Genomic DNA, 24669 nt, shown 5'->3' with positions numbered 1-24669 from the left:
AAAAGCACTAAAAGTAGTGTGTTTAGTTATCGAAAACGAACAGCAGACGAAGAGGAAAAAAAGCAATTGAATGAGCAAAACGAAACCATTCAAGATTTAAATAAATCTTTAGAAAAGTTTGATGAACAACAAAAAGAGCTAGAAGAACTTTCTAAAACACAAAAAGAAAAGTCTGAACTTAATTTTAATGATAAAAAAAAGTTTGAAAACTTTATGAAGCGTCAAAAACAGCAAGAAAAAATGATGCAGAAGTTTAATAAAAAACTTCAAAAGAATTTAGAAGATTTTCAAAAAGAAAATAAAGAAAAAGATCAATTTAAAGAAGATTTAAAAGAGCGTTTAAAAGAAAACGAAGAGCAGCTTAAAAAAGACGAAAAACTACTTGAGGAACTCGAAAAATTACGCGAGAAAATGAGCAAGGAAGAGTTTTCTGAGAAACTAGATAAGCTAGCAAAAAAAGCTAAAACTCAAAAAAGAAGTCTTGAGCAAATGCTGGAATTAACTAAACGCTATTACGTTAATAAAAAGATGGAAAAAATTGGCAATGAGTTAGATAAACTTGCCAAAGAACAAGATAAATTGGCTAACGAGGAACCAAAAGAGAACACTAAAGAAAAACAAGAAGAACTCAATAAGAAATTTGAAGACATTCAAAAACAGTTAGACGAACTTGAAAAAGATAACCAAGAATTAAAGCAACCAGTAAAGTTGCCAAGAAATGAAAACAAAGAAGAAAATGTAAACGAAGACCAAGAAAAAGCAACTGAAGCTTTAGAGAAAAAAGAGGAATCGCAAAGTCAAGAGGAAAAACAAAGTGAGAATGCTAAAGCTAAAAAAAAGCAAAAAGCCGCTGCACAAAAAATGAAAGAAATGAGCATGCAAATGCAAGCTCAAATGGGTCAAGCGTCAGAAGACGCATTGGAAGAAGACGTTGAAATGCTTCGACAAATTTTAGATAATTTAGTTCTTTTTTCTTTTGATGAAGAAAAAGTAATGAAGCAATTTAAAAGTATTGAGGTTAACCATAACGAATACGCAACGTATTTAAGAAAACAAAAAGATTTACGCACACATTTTGAACATGTTGATGATAGTTTATTTGCTTTGTCTTTACGCCAACCTAAACTATCTGAAGAAGTAAATAAGGAGATATCAGAAGTTTATTTTAACATAGACAAGTCTCTAGCAGAACTTTCAGAGAACAATTTATATCGAGGTGTATCATCTCAACAATACGCAGTAACCTCTGCAAATAATTTAGCTAATTTTTTAAGTGATGCTTTAGATCAACTGCAAAATGCAATGTCTATGCCCTCACCTGGACAAGGAGAAGGCGGTATGCCACTTCCAGATATTATTATGAGTCAAGAAGAGCTCAATAAGAAAATGGAAGAAGGAACAAAAAAAGGAGACAGTGGTAAACCAGAAGAAGGTGAAGGATCCAAACCAGGTGAAAAGCCAGGAGATAAACCAGGAGACAATCCTGGTAAAGGAAAAAAACCAGGTGAAGAAGGTGAAGATGGAGAAGGTGGTGAGAATGGCAAAAAAGGAGAAAAAGGAAAGAAAGGTAAAGATGGGAAAGGAGAAGGAGAAGGTCAAGGTGATGGTAAAGGAAAAGGAGGAAACCAAGAAGGTCAAGATGGTTTTAACGAAGATGTAAATGGAGAATTATATAAAATTTACCAACAGCAACAAATGATTCGTCAAGCTTTAGAAGACAAACTAGCATTAGATGAAAAAATGGGTAAAGGAACTCCTGGTGAAGCCAAGCAGTTATTAAAAGAGATGGAAGATGTCGAAGAAGATCTTATAAATAATGGATTTACAAATGAGACGCTGTCTAAAATGATGAATTTACAACATCAACTTTTAAAGTTAGAAAAAGCTACTTTAGAACAAGGTCAAGACACAAAGCGTAAGTCCGAAACTAATAAAAAGGATTATTCAAACACTACAAATAACCAGATACCTAAAGCAAAAGAATACTTTAATACTACAGAAATATTGAATAAGCAAGCCTTACCTTTGCAGCAAATTTACAAACAAAAAGTACAGGAGTATTTTAAACAAAAGAATGATTAGTTTTAACTACGAGAATGACTTCAAATTACCTAATGAAATTAAGATTTCAGAATGGATAACATCTGTTATTAAATCAGAAAATTGCAAAGAAGATGACATAAATTATGTTTTTTGTAACGATGATTACCTTCATAAATTAAATGTAGATTTTTTAAATCACGATACACTTACAGATATTATTAGTTTCGATTATTCAGTAGGAAAAACACTACAAGGTGATATATTTATTTCAACCGAAAGAGTAGATGAGAATGCTAAAGACTTTGAGGTTTCTTTTCAAGAAGAATTACATCGTGTAATTATACACGGTATTTTACATTATTGTGGTTATAAAGACAAGACCGAAATAGATGCCAAGCAAATGCGAAATAAAGAAAATTTCTACCTTAATACACTTAAATAGAATTCATTAATTCGCAGTATATTTGCAGACTTAAAAAAAGTAATTATAATGTTTCACGTGGAACACTATAATGTTTAATTTTAAATTAATTTCATTTTGAAACAATATAGTTTGTATTTGTTTCACGTGGAACAATTAATAAAAGTATGTTTAACGAAGTTTACGATGTTATAGTTGTTGGAGCTGGTCACGCAGGAAGTGAGGCAGCAGCAGCAGCAGCTAATATGGGTAGCAAAACATTGCTAATTACCATGAACTTACAAAACATTGCGCAAATGTCTTGTAATCCTGCTATGGGTGGAATTGCTAAAGGACAAATAGTAAGAGAGATTGATGCACTTGGAGGTTACAGTGGTATTGTTAGTGACACCTCTGCTATTCAGTTTAAGATGTTAAACAAATCTAAAGGGCCTGCAATGTGGAGTCCAAGAGTTCAAAGCGATAGAATGAGGTTTGCTGAAGATTGGAGATTGCTTTTAGAAAAAACAAAAAATTTAGACTTTTACCAAGAAATGGTTTCTGGTTTAATTGTTGAAAACGGAAAAGTTACAGGTGTAAAAACATCTCTTGGTATTGAAGTAAAAGCAAAATCTGTAGTGCTAACAAATGGTACTTTTTTAAATGGATTAATTCATATAGGAGATAAAAATTTTGGAGGAGGAAGAGCAGGAGAAAAAGCTGCAACTGGAATTACAGAACAACTTATAAATTTAGGTTTTGAGTCTGGAAGAATGAAAACAGGAACACCTCCTAGAGTAGATGGACGTTCTTTAGATTTTTCTAAAATGGTAGAACAGCCTGGAGATGTAAATCCCGAAAAGTTTTCTTATTTAGATACTACTAAACCATTAGAGTATCAACGTTCTTGTTATTTAGGTCATACTAGCGAAAAGGTTCACGATTTACTTCGAGAAGGTTTCGATCGCTCTCCAATGTTTAATGGCAGAATAAAAAGTTTAGGACCAAGATACTGTCCTAGTATAGAAGATAAAATAAATAGATTTGCAGATAAAAATAGCCATCAATTATTTGTTGAGCCCGAAGGATGGAACACTGTTGAAATGTATGTAAATGGGTTTTCTACTTCATTACCCGAAGATGTTCAATTTAAAGCTATGCGTTCTATTGTAGGTTTTGAAAACGTTAAGTTTTTTAGACCTGGTTATGCAATTGAATACGATTATTTTCCACCTACACAATTACAGCACACTTTAGAAACTAAGTTAGTTCAAGGTTTATACTTTGCAGGACAAATTAACGGAACCACTGGATACGAGGAAGCTGCATCTCAAGGTTTAATGGCTGGAATAAATGCTGCGCTTAAAGTACAAGAAAAAGAGCCTTTTATTTTAAAACGTAATGAAGCTTATATTGGTGTTCTGGTAGACGATTTAATTACAAAAGGAACAGAAGAGCCATATAGAATGTTTACTTCTAGAGCAGAATACAGAACATTATTAAGACAAGATAATGCAGATTTAAGGTTAACACCAAGAGGTTACGATTTAGGTTTAGCAAGTGAAAAACGATTAAAAAGAATGGAAGAGAAGCACAATGCATCAGACAAGTTCGTTACTTTTTTTAAAGAAACAAGTGTTACAAAAGAAGAAGCTAATCCTATTCTAGAAGCTAAAGAATCTGCAACGGTTAAGCAGCAGGGAAAGATGCATAAAATATTTGCTAGACCAAATATTAATATAGATGATATGCGTAAAATTGAATCTGTAGATAAGTATATAAACGACCATAAGCTAGATCGTGAAATCATAGAACAGACTGAAATACAAGTCAAGTATTCTGGTTATATAGAAAAAGAAAAGAATAATGCAGACAAACTTAATAGGTTAGAAAATATTAAAATCCCCTCTAATTTTGATTATTCAAACTTACAATCTATGAGTTTAGAAGCTCGTGAGAAATTAAACAAAATTCAACCTGTAACCATATCACAAGCTTCAAGAATTAGTGGCGTCTCTCCTGCAGATATTTCTGTGCTTTTAGTTTTTATGGGAAGATAAAACAAGTGATCTTTTAGATTGTTCCACGTGGAACCGTTTATAATTTCGCAAACATTGTAAAAGCTTTACGCATTTAAAAAGCTAATGAAAACAGAAAACAAAATTCACATTCAAGTTAAAGACTACTCTGTTTCTGGAGAAGTATTTAAATTAATAGAAAACACAGAATTTGGTTATTTAGAAACTACGCCTCAGCCATCTTTAGAAAATCTTTCAAGTTATTACGAGAGCGAAGATTATATTTCGCACACTAATTCTAAAAGGAATCTGTTTGAAAAAGCATACCATACAGTTCGTAATATTTCTTTAAAACGAAAACTAAAACTTATAAACTCATTTAATTCCGAAGAAAAAAAACTATTAGATATTGGTTGTGGTACGGGTGCGTTTTTAAAAACAGCACAAGATAATGGTTGGCAGGTTTCAGGAATAGAACCAAATAAAAAAGCAAGAACCATTGCTAATGAGAATTGTAACGATTCTGTTTTTAATGTTGAAAAATTAAATTCTTTTAAATCTGAAAGTTTCGATGTTATTTCGCTTTGGCATGTTCTTGAACATTTACCAAATTTAGAAGAACATGTTTCAATTTTAAAAAAGTTACTAAAACCAAATGGCACTTTGGTTATCGCTGTACCAAACTTTAAAAGTTACGATGCTTTATATTATAAAAACTTTTGGGCAGCTTTTGATGTGCCAAGACATTTATGGCACTTCTCTAAAGATTCAATTTCAAAACTATTTCAAACAAAAAACATGACAGTAAAAAAAACACTTCCTATGGTTTTTGATGCTTTTTATGTAAGCTTACTTTCAGAAAGGTATAAAGGAAATTTTATGAAAATGGTACCAGCTTTTTTTATCGGACTACGTTCAAATAGTAAAGCAAAACGTTCAGGTGAGTATTCTTCACTTGTTTACGTCATTAAAAACAGTAAAAACTAAATTAAAGACACCTTCTCTCTCTTTTCACCACTAATTCTTTGCCATAACATACTGTTTTTTTAAAAAACGCTTAGAAGGTTTTATTTTAACTCAAAATCAATAAGAAAAAACTATAACAGCTATTAGTTGTGATAATTAATAATTATAATTTGTTTTTTGTGTCTTTTTTTACAGATTAATTATTTCCTCTTTTCTATTTTTGCGCAAACACTAAATTATTATAAAATGAAAAATTTAATATTAGCATTATTCGTCTTAGTAACATTTGCATCTTGTCAACAACAAAAAATAGGTTATGTAGATAACGGAAAAGTAATTAACGATATTAAAGAGAAAGTAGATATAGAATCTAAATATGAAGCTCTAAACCAATCGTTTAAATTAAGAGCAGATAGTATTGGTAAAGTTTATCAAACGGAATACCAAATACTTCAAGCTAAAGCTGCAACAATGTCTCAAGCGAAACAACAAGAAGCGATACAAACATTTCAAGCAAAAGCACAACAATTTCAACAGATGATGCAAGCAGAACAGCAACAATTTCAAACTGCTTATCAAACGGAAATTGATTCTGTAATATCTAAAATGAAAACAACTGTAAAAGACTACGGTAAAGCTAATGGTTATAAATTTATTTTAGGTACAAACGAGTCTACAGGAACGGTTTTATATGGAGATACAACATCAGATTTGTCAGATTTAATTATTAAAGAAATAGATAGTAAGTATAAAAAATAATAACGTTTAAAACAATTTATAAAAGCGCTAAATGGAAGTTTAGCGCTTTTTTTATGCATTAATCTTTTATATTTCAATGCTTTAAAATAATTAACTATATTTAGCATAATAATTTAACGCTATTAATTATTTTATTTTAAAATGATGAAAACCTGTTTAACCCTCAGTTTCATTGTCTTTACTTTTTTTAGTTTTTTGTTTGCTCAGGAGGCTGTTTCATTTAAAATTCTAAACGAATTTTATATCTATGGAGACGCAACAGTTATTGGAAACAATATATTAAGTAAAGACGCTAAAGAACCATTTAATGATACCTCATTAACTAATGATGATATCGATATGGTTTTTGTTGATATTGATAATAATCCTTCCACTTTTAGCTCCAGTTCTGCGAGTTTAAAACTGCCCGAAAACCATAAAAAAATCGTTTATGCTGTCTTGTATTGGTCAGCAACTTATAGCTATGAACAAGGCTATAGACAAGAGTCTGGTGGACAATTTTTGTTTCAAGGCAAACGTGTAAAAAAGCGAGACGACATAGATAATATTAAATTAAAATTACCAAATGGTGATTATAAAAATATTAATGGAACTGTAATTTTCGATGGAGCTAACGATGCTGCTTTTACTTTAAATTCACCTTATGTTTGTATGGCAGATGTTACCAAACTATTAAAAAATACCGAGTCTATAAACGGAGATTACACAGTAGCAAATGTAAAGGCTACAAAAGGCTTTGTTTCTGGTGGAAGTGCAGCAGGTTGGCTATTATATGTAGTTTACGAAGCACCAACAAAAAACCCTAAGTATATTACTACTTATAATGGCTTTGCAGATGTAAGCAATGGACCACTTAAAATTAAGTTTAATAATTTTAAATCACTAGAAAAAGGCGAAGTACAAACAGCTCTAACTTTTGCGGTATTAGAAGGAGATTCTGCTTTAACTAAAGATGAGTGTGTTTTGGCTAACCCAAACTCTAGACGTGCAACATTATTAAGTACAGACCTTAGGCCTAGAAATAACTTTTTTAACAGTAAAATCACTTATAGCGATAACGTTTTTAATGATAGATTTCCTAAAAGCGAAAACACACTAGGTTTCGACATTGTATCTATGGATGTTCCAAATAATTCGCAGCCACTTATAGACAATAATACTACAGAAATTGAAATGGCTTTTAATACAGAATCCGATAGGTTTTATGTGTTTTTTGGAACTTTTCAAACAGAAATAAATAAGAGTTTTTACAATGAAAAACAAAGAATAGATAACATCTTAACAAATACAGAAAGTAATGACTTGGCTGAAGCAAATAATAAAGAAGAAAGGCTAGCAAAAGAAAAAACATCTAAAATTAAGGCAGGCAAAAAACAATTAAAGAAAGAAAAAGAGCAAAAAGAGAAAGTTGCTCGTGAAAAAATTGAGAAAGCTCTAAAAGAAAAAGAGGCTAGTGAAAAGGTAGAGAAAGCGAAGAGAGAGATTGCAGATAAAGAAAAGAAGTTAAAAGAGAAAACCTTAAAAGTAAAACTAGCTAAAGAGAAAGTAGTGCTTGATAAAAAAGAGAAATTAGAGAAAGTAAAACGAGAGAAAGAGAAGCGTGAGAAAGAAGAAAAAGCAATAAAAAAACCAGCTAATATATTTGTAGTTGGTGATAAAACACCAACAAAACAGATAGATGTAACACAAGAAACGTTTACACCAAAAACAGAAATTTCTGCAACCGAAACCTATAAACTCTCAAAGCAAGAAAAAGATAAACCACTACCAATTTGGTTAAAGCAAAAGCAAAAAGAAGACCTTGTAACTATTGCAGACACTAATGTTTATCAACCAAATATAACTTTAATAGAACCAACATTTTCATTAAGTTCTTTGGTGATGAATAGAGAAAACTATGAAAAATTATTAACGAAAGAGGATTACGTTTACGAGACACAAAAGTTTAAACGTGTTCTTAATCAGGAACCAACATACATTGAAGGCATAGAAAAAGGATACTATGCGATTGCAGGCTTATTGTATAATTTAGATTTTGCAATTGAGTACCAAAAAGAACTATTGAACAAAGGCGTAAATTCGAAAATTTTTAAAGATAAAACAGAAGACAAGTTTTATGTTTATTTGTATAATTCTGAAAATTTTTACGACGTTTTTATGCTTAGAAAAGCCTTTATAAAAAGTTCGTTTTTAGAACAAGTTTGGATTTTAAATATCAATATAGAAAAGCAGGTTTTTAAAAAACTGTAGCGTGTTTGTAATTTTAAGTGGTTAATTATAAGTAGTTTACACGATTTTAAACGTGTGATAATAAAACATTAATCATGTTCTTTTACTCCGATTTTTTATGAAGCAGTCTCGTTAATTTTATAGATAAATCTGTAAGAATAATTTTAGAGTTTCCATTACGTTCTATATGGTAAATGGCATCTTGTAACTCGTTAGAAATATCTAAAATATTATTGTTGTGAACAAAAGGAGCAAACTTACTAAGTTCAAATTTTTCAGTTTTTATTTCCATATAAACTAAAGCGTCTGCGTTATAGTTTAATAGCAAAGCTTGACGAAAAAATTCTAAACAGAAATTTAAAAAATGCTTCTGTGTTTCGCGACCAGTTTTAGCAATGTCTTCACTCCATTTTATTAAATCGTGAATGGCAGCTTTGTTTCCTTTGGCTTTAAAAGCAGCACGAATCCAGAAAATAAACCAGGTTTCAAATTGGGTATCTTCACTATCATTATAAACTAAATCGCATGCTTTGTTATAGTTTCCATTGGCTTGATGCGCCAATTTTATGGCTATAGCTTCATTTAAACTATAGTTTTTTATTAAAGCATTTTTTATATCAATTTCTGCTAAAGGCGGAAAATGTAATAGCTGACAACGCGATCTAATAGTGCCAATTATTTGTTCTTCTTCTTCAGCAATTAAAATAAAAACGGTTTTGTTTGGTGGCTCCTCAATTAACTTTAAAAGCTTATTTGAAGCTGCTGTATTCATTTTATCAGCCATCCAAATTAGCATTACTTTGTAACCACCTTCGTAAGGTTTTAAGGCAAGAGACTTAATGATATCTTGAGCTTCGTCAACACCAATTTGACCTTGTTTATTATCTACTCCTAATTGTTTGTACCAATCGAACAAGTTTCCATAAGGTTGCTTGTTTAACAAATCGCGCCATTCTTCTAAAAAATGTTTCGAAACAGGATGCCTTTTTATTTTATCGTTAGTAGTAACAGGAAAAGCAAAATGCAAATCTGGATGCGAGTAGTTATTAAATTTTATATTACAAGCTTCATTTCCGTTATCATTTTCTCCTGATTTATTAGCACATAAAACGTATTGTGCATAAGCAATTGCCATTGGTAAGGTACCAGAGCCCTCAGGACCTACAAAAAGTTGAGCATGAGGTACACGACCGTTATCCACACTTGTTGTAAGATGTTTTTTTATATGTGTTTGACCAATAATATCACTAAAAAGCATAAAGCAAATATAGTTTATAGCGCTTATAGTTTAAATTTAAGCCAAAGGAAATTACTCTTTTTTATAAAGTATTGATTTAAACGTCAATTTTAAACACTTTATCTCAAAATGATGTCGTAGTATTTATATATATTTGGATACTATTAAATAGCGCTATTTTAAAAAACATGAAATCAATGCTAATGAGAATATTATTACTAATATGTATTTCCTTTTTAGGGATTACCAATGCCTATTCGCAAGAAAAAGAAAGAGTTAAAGACAGTTTGGGTTACGATGGTGTAGATTTTAAATCTGTAAACGAATTTTATATTTATGGAGATTCTAAAGCTATTGGTAACAATATTTTAGGCGAACATAAAGCCGACGATTTTAACGATATGTCTGTTAGTAACGATGATGTAAAAATGAAATACATCGATATTGACGACGACAAATCTACATTTAGCTCTAGTTCTGCTAAATTAAAATTGCCAGATAACTTAAAAAAAATCGCTTATGCAGCTTTATACTGGACAGCTACGTATAGTTTAGAAAAAGGTAAAAGAAGAAAATCTAAAGACAGCTACGAGTATAAAGGAGATTTTAGACTAAACCAAGCAATAGATACTATTAAATTTAAAACACCAAATGGCGAATACCAAACCATTGGCGGAAACATTTTGTACGATGGCGCAGAAAATCCAACACATGCAATAAATTCACCTTACGTTTGCTCTGCAGATGTAACAAAAATACTTAGAAATGCTACAGAGCAAAATGGATATTATACTGTTGCAAATGTAAGAGCATCTCAAGGTTACATTTCTGGTGGAAGTGCTGCAGGATGGATGCTTTATGTTGTATATCAATCGCCTACAGATAACCCAAAATATATAGCATCTTACAATGGTTTTGCGTTAGTTAATAACTTGCCTGTTGACATAACATTTAAAAATTTTAAATCTGTAGATCAAGGCGATGTTAAAACATCTCTAGTGGTTTCTGCATTAGAAGGCGACCAAACTCTGCAACAAGATGAATGTGCAATAATTAAAAAAGATGGATCATACCAATCTTTAAGTAATGGAGTAAGGTACCAGCAAAATTTCTTTAACAGTAGTATTACAAATAATAATTTAATAAACAGTGATCGTATTCCAAGTAGTAAAAACACCTTAGGTTTCGATATTGCAGAGTTAGAAATACCAAACTATAACAATTCTATTATTGATAACAACACGAGCTCTACTACTTTACGACTAAAAACACGTTCAGATCGTTTTTACATGTATTTTGCTGCGTTTCAAACCGAAATTAGCCAAGATTTCTTCGAAGATATAATTGAAGAAAGAGAACCTGTAAGTAAAATATCTAAAGTAGAACCAGAAGTTATTAGAACAACACAAACCGAATCAAAGAAAAGAAAGTACGTTTGGAAACCACCAGGAAAAAAAGGGTTTAATTCTAAAGACTTTAAAATGTTGGTAGCTAAACGCTCTACTAATTTTAAACATGTTACTAGTGGTTATTATGTTGTAACCAATGTGTTTTCTGTGCTTACTCGCGCTCGTAAATGGGAAGCTTACCTTATTAAAAAAGGATATACACCAGTTACAATAGTTAATCCAAGAAACAACTGGCAATTTGTAACAGTATTACAGACCGAAAGCGCTAAAGAAGCCTTTACAATGCAACAAGAATTAATCCAACAATATAAATTTAGAGATACTTGGGTTTTAAAAATTAATTTAGATTAATAGTATAAAAGTTAGATATGAAGACCTTAAATAATTTCAATTTTAAAGATAAAAAAGCGCTAATTAGAGTAGATTTTAATGTACCATTAGACGAGAACTTTAAAGTTACAGATGCTACAAGAATCTCTTCTGCAAAGCCTACATTAATTAAAATATTAGAAGATGGTGGTAGCTGTATTTTAATGTCTCACTTGGGAAGACCAAAAGGTGTTCAAGATGAATTTTCTTTAAAACATATTGCTAATAAAGTTGAAGATATAATTGGAGTAGAAACTAAGTTTGTATCTAATTGTATTGGAAGTGAAGCTGAAGAAGCTGCTGCTAATTTAAAACCAGGAGAACTTTTAATTTTAGAAAATTTACGTTTTCATGACAAAGAAACAAAAGGAGATCGCGATTTTGCTGAAAAACTATCTAGACTAGGAGATATCTATGTAAATGATGCCTTTGGTACAGCACATAGAGCGCACGCTTCTACTACAGTTATTGCTCAGTTTTTTCCAGAAAACAAATGTTTTGGACATTTACTAGCCCAAGAAATAGAAAGTATAGATAAGGTTTTAAAATCTAACGATAGACCTGTTTTAGCTATTTTAGGAGGTGCAAAAGTATCTTCTAAAATAACAGTTATAGAAAACATCTTAGATAAGGTAGATGATGTTATTATTGGAGGAGGCATGGCATTTACATTTGTAAAAGCACAAGGCGGAAGCATTGGAGACTCTTTAGTAGAAGACGATAAATTAGAAATGGCTTTAAGTATTTTAAAGCAAGCGAAAGCTAAAAATGTTAATATACACCTTCCTGTAGATTCTATAATAGCAGATGGTTTTAGTAACGATGCAAACACAAAAGTTTGTGACATAAATGCTATTCCAGAAAACTGGATGGGATTAGACGCTGGACCAGAGTCTAGAAAACAATTTCACGATGTAGCTATGCAAAGCAAAACAATTTTATGGAATGGTCCTTTAGGTGTTTTCGAGATGGAAACATTTGCTAATGGAACAATTGCCTTAGGAAATTCAATAGCAGAAGCAACAAAAAAAGGCTCATTTTCGTTAGTTGGAGGAGGAGACTCTGTAGCTGCCGTAAAACAATTTGGTTTCGAGAAGAAAGTAAGTTACGTTAGTACAGGAGGAGGCGCAATGTTAGAAAGTTTAGAAGGTAAAAATTTACCTGGAATTACTGCTATTTTAGAGTAAAACACTTGTTTAACATTTCGGTTATTATTGCGTTAGCCTTAAACACAATACCTATTAAATGACACCAGTTTCAAAATACATAATTGTATTGCTTTCCGTTTTTTTCGGGTTGCAATTACACGCTCAAAATCCAGTAGAAGAACAAACAACTCGAATTCCTGAGTCTGAATTAATTGCAGGCGAGAGTTACGTTATAGATACAATAATGGATGGTAAAGCCTTCTTTAAGAAATCTATTGAGCCTCTAAAAACAATAGATTTAACAAAGGAATTACAAGACGATGAATTTGCATCAGAAATAGATAAAAAATGGATGGAAGAGTTGTATAGCACATCGCTTTTCGACACCATTTATCGTGATGTAACAGACCTTAAATACGAAGCTGTTTATTATCCAGAATTATCTACAGATACTTTAAAAGCAAGGTTGCAAAGACTAAACGCTAGAACACCATTTAACGTAGAATATAATCTACAATTAGAAAACCTAATTAAACGTTGGTTAAAAACCAGACACCAATCTATGGAGCGTTTAATGGGTTTAAGTAAGTATTATTTTCCAATGTTCGAGCGCGAGTTGGATAATTACAATATTCCGTTAGAAATGAAGTATCTCTCGATAGTAGAATCTGCTTTAAAACCAAGAGCAAAATCACGAGTTGGTGCTACAGGTTTATGGCAATTTATGTTTGCTACTGGAAAACAATATGGACTAGATGTTAGTAGTTATGTAGATGAACGTAGCGACCCTATAAAATCTACAAAATCTGCCGCAACCTATTTAGCAAAATTATATCAAATTTTTGGCGATTGGGATTTAGCATTAGCTGCATATAACTCTGGACCAGGAAATGTAAGTAAAGCCATTAGACGCTCTGGTGGTTATAAAAATTATTGGAATATTAGACCAAATCTTCCACGTGAAACTGCAGGTTATGTGCCAGCTTTTTTAGCAACAATGTATATTTTTGAATATGCAAACGAACATGGTTTTGTACAGCACAAACCACAATTTAATTACATAGAAACCGATACTATACATGTAAAACAAACAATTACTTTAGATCAAGTTTCTGAGTTTACAGGTGTTAAAATGGAGACGCTTCAGTTTTTAAATCCGTCTTACAAATTAGATGTTATACCTTTTGTAAAAGGAAAAAACTACACGTTAAGATTGCCTAGAAATGTTATTGGTGTTTTTGTAAACAATGAAAATGAAATGTATGCTTTTGCAAAAGCAGAGTTTGATAAACGAGAAAAACCTTTGCCGCAACTTCAAAATGCAGACACAAAAACACGATATAAAGTTAAACAAGGCGATTATTTAGGAAAAATTGCTAGAAGATTTGGTGTTCGTGTGAGCCAGTTAAAACAATGGAATGGATTACGAAGTAATAGCTTAAAAATAGGACAACGCTTAACTGTTTATCCACGAAATCCTTCATCTGTAACTAAAGCAGTAAGCAAACCTAAAAGCACAGTAAATTTTAAAAGAAAGACTTACAAAGTTAAAAGTGGAGACTCACTATGGAGTATTTCTCAAAAATTCTCTGGAGTTTCTGTTCAAAATATTAAAGATTGGAACGATATTAGTGGTACAAACTTAAACCCAGGCATGACTTTAAAAATGTCTAAAAGTTAGTAACACCAATTTATCATTGTTTTAAATCAATTTAAAAAACAAATTATGCGTAAACTTATTCTATTAGTTGCTATTGTAGCCACTACATTCTCTTGTGATAATAACAGCAAAACAAATGTAAGAATACTTCCAGATTCTGCAGGACCAGTTAACAAGATAGCCATTGTTGTAGATAATGAGCTATGGCAAAATACTGTTGGAGAAACCATAAGAGAGGTTATGGCACAGTCTATAGATGGTTTGCCACAGCCAGAACCAATGTTCTCTTTATCTCAAATACCAACTCAAGTTTTTACTGGTTTTGCTAAACAAAACAGAAGTGTTTTAAAGATAGAACAAGGTGTAACAGATTTTAAAATTGAGAGAGATGTATATGCAATACCTCAAAAAATAGTAACTGTTTCTGGAAAAGATATTGCAGAAATTAAGGAACAAATAATTAAAAATGCAGATAATATAGTAGAAGCTATTAAAGCCGAAGAAATTAGATATAAGCAAAGACAAATGTCTAAATCTTTATCAAGAACCAAAAATGTGCAAGAGTCTCTAGGCATTAAGGTTAAGTTTCCATCTTACTATAGAGTGACAACTACTGCAGCTACTCCAGAAGATAAATTTAACTGGATAAAGCGAGACATACCAACAGGTTATACAAATGTTGTATTTTATGAGTTGCCTTTAAATGCTATTAAAAAGAACGATAGCTTAGTAAGCCAGATAATAAAAACAAGAGATTCTATTGGTAAAAGGTTTATTCCTGGACCTGTAGATGGTAGTTTTTTGGGAACAGAAATGGCTTACGCACCACATGTTTACGAAACCATAATTGATAACAAACCAACAATAGAAGTTAAAGGCCTTTGGGATGTAAAAGACCAATTTATGTCTGGACCTTTTATTATGTATCTTATAGAAGATAAGGTAAACAATAGGTATTTAGTTGCCGAAGGATTTGCTTTTGCACCTTCTGTTTCTAAACGTAATTATGTTTTTGAGTTAGAATCTATTATTAAATCTATTAGAATAAAGTAGAAAAGGATTGTGACGTCCTGAAATAACGTTACAGAATTAATAATATGTCTAGTACTAAAAAACCAACACATTTGTGTTGGTTTTTTAATTTAAGAATGTTTTATTACCTTGTTTTTACTTTGTTCTTCTTTAAATTAAAGCTTTTACAGTTTGTAAAAATAAGAATTATAATATTAATTTGCTGCAGAACAAATACGAGTAGAAACAGTATATTGAGAGGCTGTTGCAAACTGACTCCCTCCATTAATGTCTTTTAATTGTTTTGTGTTTAGTTCTAAGATTGATGTTTTTTTTAAAAATAATGTTTTTCTTGCTAGAGACTTCATAATTTATAGTTTTTTAAAGTTATGGTATAAATTTATTCTAAATAGCTAGACAAACGAAATGAAGATTCCCTATTTTTATAAAATTCGGCTATTCATGACTAAGTTTAATACTTTTAGATGGCTCATAAAGTATATAAAACATTAGATATCAATAAGTTTTAAACAGATATGATTACAAAAAACCACTTATACCCTTTCTTAGTAGCATTTATTGTTATGCTAACCACACTATCATCAAAAAGCATCAGTTTTACACATCAAGAACAAAAAAAACCAGTTGAGGATTCTATTAAAAAGTATATTTTTAATGATCCAGATAAAGCTATTTTTTTTATCCATAAGTTTATTAAACAAGCTAAAGAAAAAGATGATGTTATAATAGGTTATGGCGCTCTAGGTGTTGCCCACAATATAAAAAACGATATAGATAGCACTTTGTTTTTTTTAAACAAAGGCCTTTTGCTTTGTGAGAAACCTAGTGACATTATTGCTTTTAAATATGACATAGGAAAAGTATACGAGCAACAGTATAATTTTGAATACGCTTTATTGTTATACAAACAATGTTATGATTTAGTTAAAAAAGAAAAGCTTAAAGAGGAATATGATAAAATAGAGCATTCTTTAGCTTTAATGGAAAATAAAATTGGACAACCAGAAAAAGCTTTAGTATTATTAAAAGCAATGTATGCAAGAGAAATAAAACAAGAAGGAAAAGTAAAGAATTTAAAATTTACAAGAAAGAACTTAGCAGAAACCTACCTTAATTCAAAAAAACCAGATAGTGCTCTTAAAATAATTTATGAAGGTTTGGTTGATGCAAGACAAGAGAATAATAATGAATTTCAATACTATTTCCATAAATTAAAAGCAGAAGCATTAATACAAAAAAAAGAATACTCAAAGGCTTATCTTGAATCTAAGCAAGCATTAATAAAAGCAGCAGTTCTTAAAAATAATAAGTTTAGAGACGAAGCAGGTTTTATTTCATCATTAGCCAATATTGGGAAAGGTAGTTTTAAGGAGTCTATTGCTACTCTATTAGAAATTATAGACAACAAATCTACTAAACCACCTGAAGAATTATCAAAATATTACAAAGCACTTGCAACGTCTTATGATGCTCTAGGTAATAGTGAGTTATCTCTAGATTACTATAAGAAATTTGTAATCGAAGAAAAAAGGGTAACTGAAAAAAGACTAGCAACTCTAGATAATATATACGATATAGATTTAAGTGAAAAGATTGATGAAAAACAAAAACAAAAAAATATAACCAAGTTTTGGTTAATAGCATTTATCATTCTGGGTGTTCTTGGTGTATTATTTATTATACGGATAAAAATAAAACAGAAAAAAAACCAAAGACTTTTTGATGCTTTAATGGTTAAAGTTAATAAATATGAAAAGAATAAAGAAAACGAGTTATTACCTATAAAACATCTAACAGAAGCTGTTAATAAAGAGCAAGATCAAAAACTAATTATTAAAGAAAAAAAACCACAAAATAAGGTAATAGAAGATACTGAAAGTAGTACATACATTATTGATGATGATAAAATAAAAGAGATTCTTTCAAAAATTAAACAGCTTGAAGATAAGAAGTACTATTTAAAACAGGATTGTACGATGCATAATATGGCTAAACGTTTGAAAACAAACACGTCTTACCTTTCCAATATAACAAACAATCACTTAAACAAAACATTTAGCAACTACATTAATGAGTTAAGGATAGATTATGTTATTCTTGAATTAAAAAACAATAAAAGACTCAGATCTTATTCCGTAAAAGCCATATCTGAAGAGATAGGATATAAAAGTGCCGACTCTTTTGCTAAGTATTTTAAAGAAGCTACAGGACTTACGCCTTCAGTTTACATTAAAAAAATAAATAGAATAAACACTTAATAATCAGTTATTTAAATTGATTTTGGAGTCGCGTATTTTATAAAATTCGTGTGTCTCCATTTGTTTTACAATTTGTTTTATAATTCCTTTGAAGTGTTGAAAGTCGAAAAATGTATTTCATGTAATAAATGTATTTAAATCGAAAATTCACAAAAAAAACAGAGCTATAGGAAGCTCTGTTTATAATAAAAATTTTGTATCCATGTCGGCAAACATGATGTACTCTTCAAATATAAGCTTTTTACAATATTTTCCAATCTTGTAAAAAGACTATTTCAAAGTACTTCACTTAAAATATAATACAAAATTTCAATTTAGCTTAAGTTAAAGGCGCTTGAGACGAATAGATTGGTGAACACCTTCATTGGTTAGTAACCGTTCTATTCTATCAAAAAAACGAATTATTAATAACAACAGAAATTTAAAATTATGAAAACACAAAACACAAATTTATCATTTGACAAGAATTCTTTAATAGAATTAAACGATAGCCAATTAGATGACGTAAAAGGAGGAACAACTATAGTGTGTTCAAACTGTTTTACAATAACAATTAGAACTTTTTTAACAAGATAAGAAGTTCTTTTATTTAAATAAAACACAAATATTATGAAAACACAAAACACAAATTTATTATTTAACAAGAGTTCATTAGTAGAATTAAACGATGCTGAATTGCAAGACGTAAAGGCTGGAACATGCACAACTATATCTACAACTATAACTCTAACAATTAGTATTTTATTAAGATAGATAGTTATCTATTATCATTAAAATTTAAACATTATGAAAACACAAAAACAAACCATCGAATTTAGAAAAAGCACTATAATAGAGCTTGAAGCAAACAAAATGAATAACGTAAAAGGAGGTTCGTTATCTCCAGTTTTACCTTTATCTGTGATAACAATTACTAGATAATATTAAAGATAAATTGAATTTAAAAGCACGAGTTATTGATTTAATCTAGCGACTTTTTCGCATTAAAAACAAAAGAATCAAAAACCATTTTGCTTGCAAGTACAATGGAGTGAATAACCTAAATCACTTTAAATAACTAGGCACATTTATAAACACAAATTATTAAAATTTAAACATTATGAAAACACAAAACACAAACTTATTATTCAACAAAAGTTCATTAGTAGAATTAAACAATGCTCAATTACAAGATGTAAACGGTGGATCTACACCAACATGGATAACTATAGGTATTACCATTAGCTTATTTGCAACAAAATAGATCAGTCTATATATATCATTTAATAAAACATTAAAATTTAAAATTATGAAAAAACAAAACAGAAATTTATCATTTAACAAGAGTTCTTTAATAGAATTAAATGATGGTCAATTGCAGGATGTAAACGGTGGATCTACACCAACAACTATAACGATAGGTATTACTATTAGCTTATTTATATTTAAATAGACAATTATTACATCCATTAAACAAAAAAACCAACACATTGTGTTGGTTTTTTCTATTTAAAAAGGTTTGTTTAGTCTTTATTTTCTACTTCCTCCTCTTTACTCGCATCCTTAAATTCTTTAATTCCGCTTCCAAGTCCTTTCATAAGTTCTGGGATTTTTTTACCTCCAAAAAGTAATAAAACCACAACAACTATAAGTCCAATTTGCCATGGACCAAATGCTAAAAACATACTTAGTGATATCATGATATGTGTATTTAAAGTACAAAGTTAGTAATTAAAGTTTTTAAAATGCGTTAAAAATGTAAAACAATTAAGCTTTTTTGTATCTAGTAGCAAAAAATAATTGTAATAAGATGCTAAGTTATGTGTAAAGAAGTCTGGATATTTATATTTTTTATAAATATTTAACAAAGGTTTACTTCTAAGGTTTTGTCTTTGAGGTTATAACACCAGTTTAATAAAAAAGCATGTAATATTTACACGCTTTTTTATTACTTAAATCTAATTAACTCCATTGCAAAGCCAAGATGTATATCTAGATTTAGGACCAATAGGAGGAACATCACCCTCAAATCCATTATCACTTCCTCCATTAATATTACTTAATGAATTTTCATTAAGTTCTATAATGTTATTTTTTTTAAAATTTAATTGTTTTTTTGCTTGAGTTTTCATAATTTAAATTTGTTTTAGACTGAATTATTATATGCCAAATGTCAATATTAATATTCAATAATAAAAAACATGAATGCTATAATTTATAAAAAAACAGTTCAAAAAAAAGATGGGTAACCCAATAAATGAAAGGTTTTATTCAAGGATTTAGGTTGCTTTTTTTTTTTTTAGTAATTTGCTAGAAATCTCACCTATTTTATTCAATGCAAGCGATAAAACTACTTATTACATTAACTATAATATTTTTTAATACACCTCAATTGTCTTCGCAGGAGAATAAAAAAGCTCTAGAAGATTCTATTAAAGTTAATATTTATAATAATCCTGATAAAGCGCTTAATTTTTTACACAAGTATTTAAAAATTAATAAATCTGAAAATAATTTAAAGGGGATTATAGTTACTCATGCATCTATAGCTGCAGCTCACGAAATAATGAACCAAACAGATAGCACACTCTTTTATCATTATAAAAATTTAAGTATTACAGAAGCACCAATTGATATTATACAAACTAAGCACAGTATTGCTAGAGTTTTAGAAAACAAGCAGCGTTACAGAGAATCTTTGCGATTGTATTATCAAACATTAGATTTAGCAAAAAAAAATAGCGATTTAAAATTTATTAAATCTATTGAAACCTATATAACATCTTTAAAATTGCGGATAAGCAAATCTAATGATGCTATTGAGCAATTAAGAAAGGATTACAATTATAAAGTTTCTAATAATGACTTAAATCTACGGTTTGTACGTAAAACACTAATTGAGGCTTATATAAAATCTGACAGCTTAAAAGTGGCAGAAATTCTTATAGAAACTGGTTTAAAAGAAGCTAAAACAAAGAACAATTGTGAATTTATCTATCATATGAGTTTATTAAAGTCTAAAATAGATGTATTAAATAGAAAGCTTGATTCAGCTAAAAAAGCTACAGAATCTGCTTTAAGTTGTGCTAAACAACTACAAAACGAAGAGTTTATTAATGAAGTAAAATATAAAAATGCCGAAATAAATTATTTAAACACCAATTATGAGGATGCGTTAATAAACTTAAACTTTATTAACGATAGCAATATAAAGATAACGGCATTACAAAAGGTAAAGTACTATAAATTAATAACAGACACCCATAAAGCTCTTAAAAACAAAGAATTAGCTGAGAATTTCTATTATAAATACCTTGAGGTAAAGCAAAAAGTTTCGGAAGATAGATTAGCCACTATGGAGACTCTTTATAATTTTAATTTAAATGATAAAGTTTCTTCACTTCAAAATAATTATAAATTAGAATTGAATCAAGAAATATCTGAAAAAGAAAAATATAAAAAAACAAAATGGCTATGGACAGGTGTTAGCGTTACACTTTTAGTGCTCATTTTAATATTAATTTTTTTCTTTAAAACAAAATCTAAAGTAAACCAAAAGCGTTTTGATGATTTAATGCTAAAAGTAAATGCTTTTGAAGAAAGAAAAGCTAAAGAAAATAAATCAACAATTGCTGCCTTAACCAAAGAAACGACAGTAAATAGTATAGAAGAAGCAAATAATTTACTTGTAAAAGATAAACAAGAAAAAGATGATCATGATGTAATCAATGAGGAAGATCTTTCTAACGAAGACACAAAAGAAACAGGGGATTTAGCTTATGTAATTGATGATAAAAAAGTGGAAGAAATACTTACTAAATTACAAACTTTAGAAGATAAAATGTATTTTCTTCGACAAGATTGTACAATGCATAATATGGCTAAAAAGCTTAAAACAAACACCTCTTACTTATCTAAAATAATTAACACACACCTAGACAAATCTTTTAGTACATACATTAATGAACTCAGAATTAATTATGCCATTATAGAGCTAAAAAATAATAAACGACTTCGCTCATATTCTGTTAAAGGTATTGCAGAAGAAATGGGTTACAAAAATGCTGATGCTTTCTCTAGATACTTTAGATCTGCAACAGGCATTTCTCCTTCAGTTTACATTAAAAAGATACAGGAGGTTTAAAAAATTGAATTTCTACACAAATAACTAAATATCAATACATTAATACCAAAAAGGCACTATATTTTTTTATAAATTGTAGGTTACTTTGTTTGGATGTTACTTTTATTTAAGATTACTTTGGATCATCAAATAAAACTAATCTGGTAATTTTTACTCAAGCAATTATAAACTAAAATTATTCAGAAATAAAAAAACAGAGCTCTGTAAAGCCCTGTTAATTTTGAAAACACAAATTTTCATGTATTCCGTGTCCGTCAACATTGAATACTCTGCAAATATATATTTTTTTTGTGTCACCACAAAGAATAATATATCTCAAAGAGTCTTCACTTAATTTTTTTCGGAGTACATAATTTAGAAACAGCTTAAGGCTAAATAGCGCTTGAGTTGAAGGGTTGACGAAAGCAAAATTATTGTTAGTAGTCAGCTTTTCATAATAAATTAGTAATAAAAATTTTGAAAAAATGAAAACAACAGAACACAACACCAATCTATATTTGGATTCTTTTGACTTTATTTCAAACGAATTACAAGAAGAGTTTACTAATGTATTTAACTCATTAGGGGATGCTATTGTTATAGATTAATAAAATATTTAGAAACATTTTGTAAAAAAGGATAATGGTTCTCTTAAAAAGTAAACTTAATAAAGAAATTATAGTGATTTATCTAACGATGAATACTGTAGAAGCTTTTTTAGAGTAAAACATCATTCAAATACTAACAATTAAATTAAAACATCATGAAAACAGAACAACACAATCTAGAGTTTAACAAAAAAACTATTTCAGAACTAAATACAGATCAATTACAATCTGTAATTGGTGGAACTTTTAGCGCTTCTTTTTCAGGCCATTTATGTGACTGGTTAGTAGATAGGCTTACAAACCCTCAATAGATAAGTATCTCTCTGGTTAATTATTAACAAATAAGAGTTAATAACGATTCTAAATAAACATTTTATGAAAGAAAAAAAGGATTCTTTTAAATCCAAATTAAAAGAGAGATCTATAGTTGAACTTTCCCAAAATAAAACATGGTGGAGAAAACTATTAATAAAACTAAAAATTAGTAAACAGTAACTTTTAAAATTAATGGAGGAAGAGGCTTTGTTTGTTCAAACAATATGACAATTTTAGATAAGTATCTAAAAGTAAAAATAATAAACCAAATAATTATGAAACTACAACACAAAAAATTAACATTTAAAAAAGATGTAATTATCGAGCTCAATGACAAACAAATCAATAAAGTAAATGGTGGTTCTTGGACAATTGTAGAAAGTATAATAAGAGCTACTACTTATGGAACGTGGCTAGATCATGGCCCACTTTAGATTTTAATAAAATCGCACTAAAAATTAACACAATACACAAATATTATGAAAACACAAAACACAAAATTACAATTTGGAAAAAGTTCCATTACAGAGCTTAATGATTCTCAGTCTTTAGGAGTAAATGGAGGATGCCAATGGAGTGAATCTTCAGGACAAACAATAAAAATATCTATAAAAAACCCAAATGACAATAATTATATAATAAAAAGATAAAAATATGAAAACACAAAACACAAAACTAGTATTCAAGACAAGCTCAATTAGTGAGTTAAATGCAGGGCAATTAAACCAGATTCAAGGAGGTACAGGAAGTGGTATGTCTCCAATGTTACCATCTATTATTGGACTCACTCCAATTATTATGAATGGAAGTCAAGGAGAAGATATGCAATCAGGTCAGAAGTAATAAATAAATTTTAAATCAAATAATTATGAAAACACAAAACACAAAATTACAATTTGGAAAAAGTTCTATAACAGAACTAAACGACTCTCAATCTTTAGGAGTAAATGGAGGATGCCAATGGAGTGAATCTTCAGGACAAACTATTTCTATTATTAAGTTCTCAATACAAAATCCAAATGATAATAATGACTTTATAGCAAACTAATAAAAAGATAAAATTATGAAAACGCAAAGCAACAAATTAGTATTTAGTAAAAACTCAGTATTAGAGTTAAATGACTCTGAGTTAAATAATGTTTCAGGTGGATCTCCTGTTACAGATTATATTGAGGCAATTACAAGAGCAACTACTTATGGTACTTGGTTTGATTTCATTTTTTAATAGAAAATATTAAGCAATTAACTATATAATAACTAAAGAAGTCAACTTTTTTAACAAATTAAAGACACAGGTTACTAGATAGAAATATAACACTTAATAATAATGGATATTATGTTAAACCATTTAAAAAAAGAAGACAATTAATTAAAATAAAAAAATGAAAACACTAAACAAAAAATTAGAGTTTAATAAGAGCTCGTTGATAGAATTAGATAACTCACAAATGGATTCAATTAATGGAGGAAGCACAACCTTTTTCGTAGACTGGGTTCAAGACCAAATTGATGAAGCTAAAGAGCAAATGTCTCCATGGATTTAAAAGTTTAAATATTCTTTATCGGTTTTAATAAAAGCTATCGTTTTTTAAGGAGAACACTATAAACTATTAAAACAATGAAAGAGATTTAAGCCCAATAGGAAACAACTAATAAGTATCCTACAATTTATAAAACCAAGCTTTCTTTCTTTGTTTCTCATGAAGATGAGAGATACATTTGAAAGAGACAATATTAAAAATTACTAATTAATTAGTATCTAGAATTTCGGTTCTAAAAACAGTTGCAACATTTAAAAACAGCTTAGATATATCTTTTTGACGAAATTGAATATTTAAGGAAAAATCAAAATTATTAATTTTAAAAACACAAATTATGAAAGTATTAAAAACAAGTGAAATGGTAACAGTAAAGGCAAACGGATGGTGTTCTATTTTTGGAACAGGTGAAGGAGCATGTAAAGTAATAGTAGCTATAATAGCTGGTGCAGCATAGTCAACAAAAAAATATCCAGCAATACTAACAGCTGGATTAAATTAAATTATTAACAGAAAACACAAAAATTATGAAAGTATTAAAAACAAGCCAAATGGCAAGAGTAAAAGCAAATGGATGG

28 protein-coding genes and 1 pseudogene are annotated in these 24669 nt (G+C 29.5%); 25 read left to right on the top strand and 4 right to left on the bottom strand.

The annotated features are described in order from the left end of the window. From Q0C58_RS11385 to Q0C58_RS11360, 6 genes and pseudogenes are all read left to right on the top strand, one after another. Positions 1 to 2082, top strand: a pseudogene (locus Q0C58_RS11385) (hypothetical protein); the annotation flags it as partial. Continuing rightward, positions 2075 to 2485 carry an rRNA maturation RNase YbeY gene (ybeY, locus tag Q0C58_RS11380; protein WP_290701602.1) on the top strand — a complete coding sequence of 137 codons (411 nt, stop codon included), beginning with the start codon at positions 2075 to 2077 and terminating at the stop codon, positions 2483 to 2485. The pseudogene Q0C58_RS11385 and the gene ybeY, both read left to right, overlap by 8 nt. Before the next feature lie 146 nt (positions 2486 to 2631). Further along, complete coding sequence (mnmG, locus tag Q0C58_RS11375; protein ID WP_290701599.1) at positions 2632 to 4503, top strand: tRNA uridine-5-carboxymethylaminomethyl(34) synthesis enzyme MnmG; 1872 nt, start codon at positions 2632 to 2634, stop codon at positions 4501 to 4503. 84 nt (positions 4504 to 4587) lie between these two features. Continuing rightward, positions 4588 to 5448, top strand: a complete 861-nt coding sequence (locus Q0C58_RS11370; protein WP_290701596.1) for a class I SAM-dependent methyltransferase — start codon at positions 4588 to 4590, stop codon at positions 5446 to 5448. 225 nt (positions 5449 to 5673) lie between these two features. Further along, positions 5674 to 6186, top strand: coding sequence for an OmpH family outer membrane protein (locus tag Q0C58_RS11365; protein ID WP_290701593.1), 513 nt, complete (start codon positions 5674 to 5676; stop codon positions 6184 to 6186). A 141-nt stretch (positions 6187 to 6327) separates the two neighbouring features. Beyond that, positions 6328 to 8436 carry a hypothetical protein gene (locus Q0C58_RS11360; RefSeq protein ID WP_290701592.1) on the top strand — a complete coding sequence of 703 codons (2109 nt, stop codon included), beginning with the start codon at positions 6328 to 6330 and terminating at the stop codon, positions 8434 to 8436. An 82-nt stretch (positions 8437 to 8518) separates the two neighbouring features. Here Q0C58_RS11360 and Q0C58_RS11355 read toward each other — a convergent pair whose 3' ends face one another. Continuing rightward, complete coding sequence (locus Q0C58_RS11355) at positions 8519 to 9673, bottom strand: DNA polymerase III subunit delta' (RefSeq protein WP_290701590.1); 1155 nt, start codon at positions 9671 to 9673, stop codon at positions 8519 to 8521. A gap of 167 nt (positions 9674 to 9840) precedes the next feature. On the opposite strand from Q0C58_RS11355, the gene Q0C58_RS11350 reads away from it, so the two are divergent. From Q0C58_RS11350 to Q0C58_RS11335, 4 genes are read left to right on the top strand one after another with little or no spacing between them, the layout of a single operon-like run. After that, positions 9841 to 11412 carry a hypothetical protein gene (locus Q0C58_RS11350; protein ID WP_290701587.1) on the top strand — a complete coding sequence of 524 codons (1572 nt, stop codon included), beginning with the start codon at positions 9841 to 9843 and terminating at the stop codon, positions 11410 to 11412. 17 nt (positions 11413 to 11429) lie between these two features. Further along, positions 11430 to 12617 (top strand): phosphoglycerate kinase, encoded by a 1188-nt coding sequence (locus tag Q0C58_RS11345; protein WP_290701584.1) that lies wholly within the window; start codon positions 11430 to 11432, stop codon positions 12615 to 12617. Positions 12618 to 12675: 58 nt separating this feature from the next. After that, complete coding sequence (locus Q0C58_RS11340; protein WP_290701581.1) at positions 12676 to 14259, top strand: LysM peptidoglycan-binding domain-containing protein; 1584 nt, start codon at positions 12676 to 12678, stop codon at positions 14257 to 14259. A gap of 45 nt (positions 14260 to 14304) precedes the next feature. Continuing rightward, positions 14305 to 15291, top strand: coding sequence for a DUF4837 family protein (locus Q0C58_RS11335; protein WP_290701578.1), 987 nt, complete (start codon positions 14305 to 14307; stop codon positions 15289 to 15291). 173 nt (positions 15292 to 15464) lie between these two features. On the opposite strand, the gene Q0C58_RS11330 is transcribed toward Q0C58_RS11335, so the two are convergent. Further along, positions 15465 to 15617, bottom strand: a complete 153-nt coding sequence (locus tag Q0C58_RS11330) for a class I lanthipeptide (protein WP_290701575.1) — start codon at positions 15615 to 15617, stop codon at positions 15465 to 15467. A 168-nt stretch (positions 15618 to 15785) separates the two neighbouring features. On the opposite strand from Q0C58_RS11330, the gene Q0C58_RS11325 reads away from it, so the two are divergent. From Q0C58_RS11325 to Q0C58_RS11300, 6 genes are all read left to right on the top strand, one after another. After that, positions 15786 to 17528, top strand: a complete 1743-nt coding sequence (locus tag Q0C58_RS11325; RefSeq protein ID WP_290701572.1) for a helix-turn-helix domain-containing protein — start codon at positions 15786 to 15788, stop codon at positions 17526 to 17528. A gap of 429 nt (positions 17529 to 17957) precedes the next feature. Next, positions 17958 to 18104, top strand: a complete 147-nt coding sequence (locus tag Q0C58_RS11320; protein WP_290701569.1) for a class I lanthipeptide — start codon at positions 17958 to 17960, stop codon at positions 18102 to 18104. Positions 18105 to 18137: 33 nt separating this feature from the next. After that, the gene (locus Q0C58_RS11315) at positions 18138 to 18281 is read left to right on the top strand and encodes a class I lanthipeptide (protein ID WP_290701567.1); all 144 of its coding nucleotides are present in this window, start codon (positions 18138 to 18140) and stop codon (positions 18279 to 18281) included. A gap of 33 nt (positions 18282 to 18314) precedes the next feature. Further along, on the top strand, positions 18315 to 18449 hold the full coding sequence (locus Q0C58_RS11310) for a hypothetical protein (protein ID WP_290701565.1): 135 nt from the start codon (positions 18315 to 18317) through the stop codon (positions 18447 to 18449). A gap of 178 nt (positions 18450 to 18627) precedes the next feature. After that, on the top strand, positions 18628 to 18771 hold the full coding sequence (locus Q0C58_RS11305) for a class I lanthipeptide (RefSeq protein WP_290701563.1): 144 nt from the start codon (positions 18628 to 18630) through the stop codon (positions 18769 to 18771). 45 nt (positions 18772 to 18816) lie between these two features. After that, positions 18817 to 18960, top strand: a complete 144-nt coding sequence (locus Q0C58_RS11300; RefSeq protein ID WP_290701561.1) for a class I lanthipeptide — start codon at positions 18817 to 18819, stop codon at positions 18958 to 18960. A 70-nt stretch (positions 18961 to 19030) separates the two neighbouring features. On the opposite strand, the gene tatA is transcribed toward Q0C58_RS11300, so the two are convergent. Further along, entirely contained in the window at positions 19031 to 19207 is a 177-nt protein-coding gene (tatA, locus tag Q0C58_RS11295; RefSeq protein ID WP_290701559.1) for a twin-arginine translocase TatA/TatE family subunit, read from the bottom strand. A 258-nt stretch (positions 19208 to 19465) separates the two neighbouring features. After that, positions 19466 to 19639 carry a hypothetical protein gene (locus Q0C58_RS11290; RefSeq protein ID WP_290701556.1) on the bottom strand — a complete coding sequence of 58 codons (174 nt, stop codon included), beginning with the start codon at positions 19637 to 19639 and terminating at the stop codon, positions 19466 to 19468. A 203-nt stretch (positions 19640 to 19842) separates the two neighbouring features. Here Q0C58_RS11290 and Q0C58_RS11285 point away from each other — a divergent pair, with 203 nt between their 5' ends. The 9 genes from Q0C58_RS11285 to Q0C58_RS11245 all read left to right on the top strand — a co-directional run bounded on the left by Q0C58_RS11285 (position 19843) and on the right by Q0C58_RS11245 (position 24097). Continuing rightward, positions 19843 to 21651 (top strand): helix-turn-helix domain-containing protein, encoded by a 1809-nt coding sequence (locus Q0C58_RS11285; RefSeq protein WP_290701553.1) that lies wholly within the window; start codon positions 19843 to 19845, stop codon positions 21649 to 21651. A gap of 464 nt (positions 21652 to 22115) precedes the next feature. After that, on the top strand, positions 22116 to 22238 hold the full coding sequence (locus Q0C58_RS11280) for a hypothetical protein (protein WP_290701550.1): 123 nt from the start codon (positions 22116 to 22118) through the stop codon (positions 22236 to 22238). 155 nt (positions 22239 to 22393) lie between these two features. Continuing rightward, positions 22394 to 22549, top strand: coding sequence for a class I lanthipeptide (locus tag Q0C58_RS11275; protein ID WP_290701548.1), 156 nt, complete (start codon positions 22394 to 22396; stop codon positions 22547 to 22549). 279 nt (positions 22550 to 22828) lie between these two features. Continuing rightward, a complete protein-coding gene (locus tag Q0C58_RS11270) occupies positions 22829 to 22987 on the top strand; it encodes a class I lanthipeptide (protein ID WP_290701546.1) in 159 nt (52 codons plus the stop codon). Between the two features lie 45 nt (positions 22988 to 23032). Next, positions 23033 to 23203, top strand: a complete 171-nt coding sequence (locus tag Q0C58_RS11265; protein ID WP_290701543.1) for a class I lanthipeptide — start codon at positions 23033 to 23035, stop codon at positions 23201 to 23203. A 4-nt stretch (positions 23204 to 23207) separates the two neighbouring features. Next, the gene (locus tag Q0C58_RS11260; protein ID WP_290701541.1) at positions 23208 to 23396 is read left to right on the top strand and encodes a hypothetical protein; all 189 of its coding nucleotides are present in this window, start codon (positions 23208 to 23210) and stop codon (positions 23394 to 23396) included. A 25-nt stretch (positions 23397 to 23421) separates the two neighbouring features. Continuing rightward, positions 23422 to 23601: a class I lanthipeptide gene (locus Q0C58_RS11255; protein ID WP_290701538.1), complete on the top strand. Its 180-nt coding sequence runs from the start codon at positions 23422 to 23424 to the stop codon at positions 23599 to 23601. Between the two features lie 15 nt (positions 23602 to 23616). Next, entirely contained in the window at positions 23617 to 23778 is a 162-nt protein-coding gene (locus tag Q0C58_RS11250) for a class I lanthipeptide (RefSeq protein WP_290701535.1), read from the top strand. Positions 23779 to 23935: 157 nt separating this feature from the next. Further along, positions 23936 to 24097: a class I lanthipeptide gene (locus tag Q0C58_RS11245; protein ID WP_290701532.1), complete on the top strand. Its 162-nt coding sequence runs from the start codon at positions 23936 to 23938 to the stop codon at positions 24095 to 24097. Positions 24098 to 24669: the final 572 nt, after the last annotated feature.

Origin of the sequence: Lacinutrix sp. (assembly GCF_023299985.1) — a bacterium.
In the GTDB taxonomy this organism is placed as follows: Bacteria; Bacteroidota; Bacteroidia; order Flavobacteriales; family Flavobacteriaceae; genus Lacinutrix.
This window is presented reverse-complemented; position numbering and strand designations above follow the sequence as displayed.

Bases quoted from the DNA above. Each gene is read 5' to 3' on its own strand.
- Q0C58_RS11300 (WP_290701561.1), top strand. From the start codon at position 18,817: ATGAAAAAACAAAACAGAAATTTATCATTTAACAAGAGTTCTTTAATA.
- Q0C58_RS11250 (WP_290701535.1), top strand. From the start codon at position 23,617: ATGAAAACGCAAAGCAACAAATTAGTATTTAGTAAAAACTCAGTATTA.
- Q0C58_RS11345 (WP_290701584.1), top strand. From the start codon at position 11,430: ATGAAGACCTTAAATAATTTCAATTTTAAAGATAAAAAAGCGCTAATT.
- Q0C58_RS11320 (WP_290701569.1), top strand. From the start codon at position 17,958: ATGAAAACACAAAACACAAATTTATCATTTGACAAGAATTCTTTAATA.
- Q0C58_RS11315 (WP_290701567.1), top strand. From the start codon at position 18,138: ATGAAAACACAAAACACAAATTTATTATTTAACAAGAGTTCATTAGTA.
- Q0C58_RS11305 (WP_290701563.1), top strand. From the start codon at position 18,628: ATGAAAACACAAAACACAAACTTATTATTCAACAAAAGTTCATTAGTA.
- Q0C58_RS11350 (WP_290701587.1), top strand. From the start codon at position 9,841: ATGAAATCAATGCTAATGAGAATATTATTACTAATATGTATTTCCTTT.
- mnmG (WP_290701599.1), top strand. From the start codon at position 2,632: ATGTTTAACGAAGTTTACGATGTTATAGTTGTTGGAGCTGGTCACGCA.
- Q0C58_RS11260 (WP_290701541.1), top strand. From the start codon at position 23,208: ATGAAAACACAAAACACAAAACTAGTATTCAAGACAAGCTCAATTAGT.
- Q0C58_RS11340 (WP_290701581.1), top strand. From the start codon at position 12,676: ATGACACCAGTTTCAAAATACATAATTGTATTGCTTTCCGTTTTTTTC.
- Q0C58_RS11370 (WP_290701596.1), top strand. From the start codon at position 4,588: ATGAAAACAGAAAACAAAATTCACATTCAAGTTAAAGACTACTCTGTT.
- Q0C58_RS11265 (WP_290701543.1), top strand. From the start codon at position 23,033: ATGAAAACACAAAACACAAAATTACAATTTGGAAAAAGTTCCATTACA.
- Q0C58_RS11255 (WP_290701538.1), top strand. From the start codon at position 23,422: ATGAAAACACAAAACACAAAATTACAATTTGGAAAAAGTTCTATAACA.
- Q0C58_RS11335 (WP_290701578.1), top strand. From the start codon at position 14,305: ATGCGTAAACTTATTCTATTAGTTGCTATTGTAGCCACTACATTCTCT.
- Q0C58_RS11365 (WP_290701593.1), top strand. From the start codon at position 5,674: ATGAAAAATTTAATATTAGCATTATTCGTCTTAGTAACATTTGCATCT.
- Q0C58_RS11325 (WP_290701572.1), top strand. From the start codon at position 15,786: ATGATTACAAAAAACCACTTATACCCTTTCTTAGTAGCATTTATTGTT.
- Q0C58_RS11290 (WP_290701556.1), bottom strand. From the start codon at position 19,639: ATGAAAACTCAAGCAAAAAAACAATTAAATTTTAAAAAAAATAACATT.
- Q0C58_RS11275 (WP_290701548.1), top strand. From the start codon at position 22,394: ATGAAAACAGAACAACACAATCTAGAGTTTAACAAAAAAACTATTTCA.
- Q0C58_RS11285 (WP_290701553.1), top strand. From the start codon at position 19,843: ATGCAAGCGATAAAACTACTTATTACATTAACTATAATATTTTTTAAT.
- Q0C58_RS11330 (WP_290701575.1), bottom strand. From the start codon at position 15,617: ATGAAGTCTCTAGCAAGAAAAACATTATTTTTAAAAAAAACATCAATC.
- tatA (WP_290701559.1), bottom strand. From the start codon at position 19,207: ATGATATCACTAAGTATGTTTTTAGCATTTGGTCCATGGCAAATTGGA.
- Q0C58_RS11245 (WP_290701532.1), top strand. From the start codon at position 23,936: ATGAAAACACTAAACAAAAAATTAGAGTTTAATAAGAGCTCGTTGATA.
- ybeY (WP_290701602.1), top strand. From the start codon at position 2,075: ATGATTAGTTTTAACTACGAGAATGACTTCAAATTACCTAATGAAATT.
- Q0C58_RS11310 (WP_290701565.1), top strand. From the start codon at position 18,315: ATGAAAACACAAAAACAAACCATCGAATTTAGAAAAAGCACTATAATA.
- Q0C58_RS11360 (WP_290701592.1), top strand. From the start codon at position 6,328: ATGATGAAAACCTGTTTAACCCTCAGTTTCATTGTCTTTACTTTTTTT.
- Q0C58_RS11355 (WP_290701590.1), bottom strand. From the start codon at position 9,673: ATGCTTTTTAGTGATATTATTGGTCAAACACATATAAAAAAACATCTT.
- Q0C58_RS11280 (WP_290701550.1), top strand. From the start codon at position 22,116: ATGAAAACAACAGAACACAACACCAATCTATATTTGGATTCTTTTGAC.
- Q0C58_RS11270 (WP_290701546.1), top strand. From the start codon at position 22,829: ATGAAACTACAACACAAAAAATTAACATTTAAAAAAGATGTAATTATC.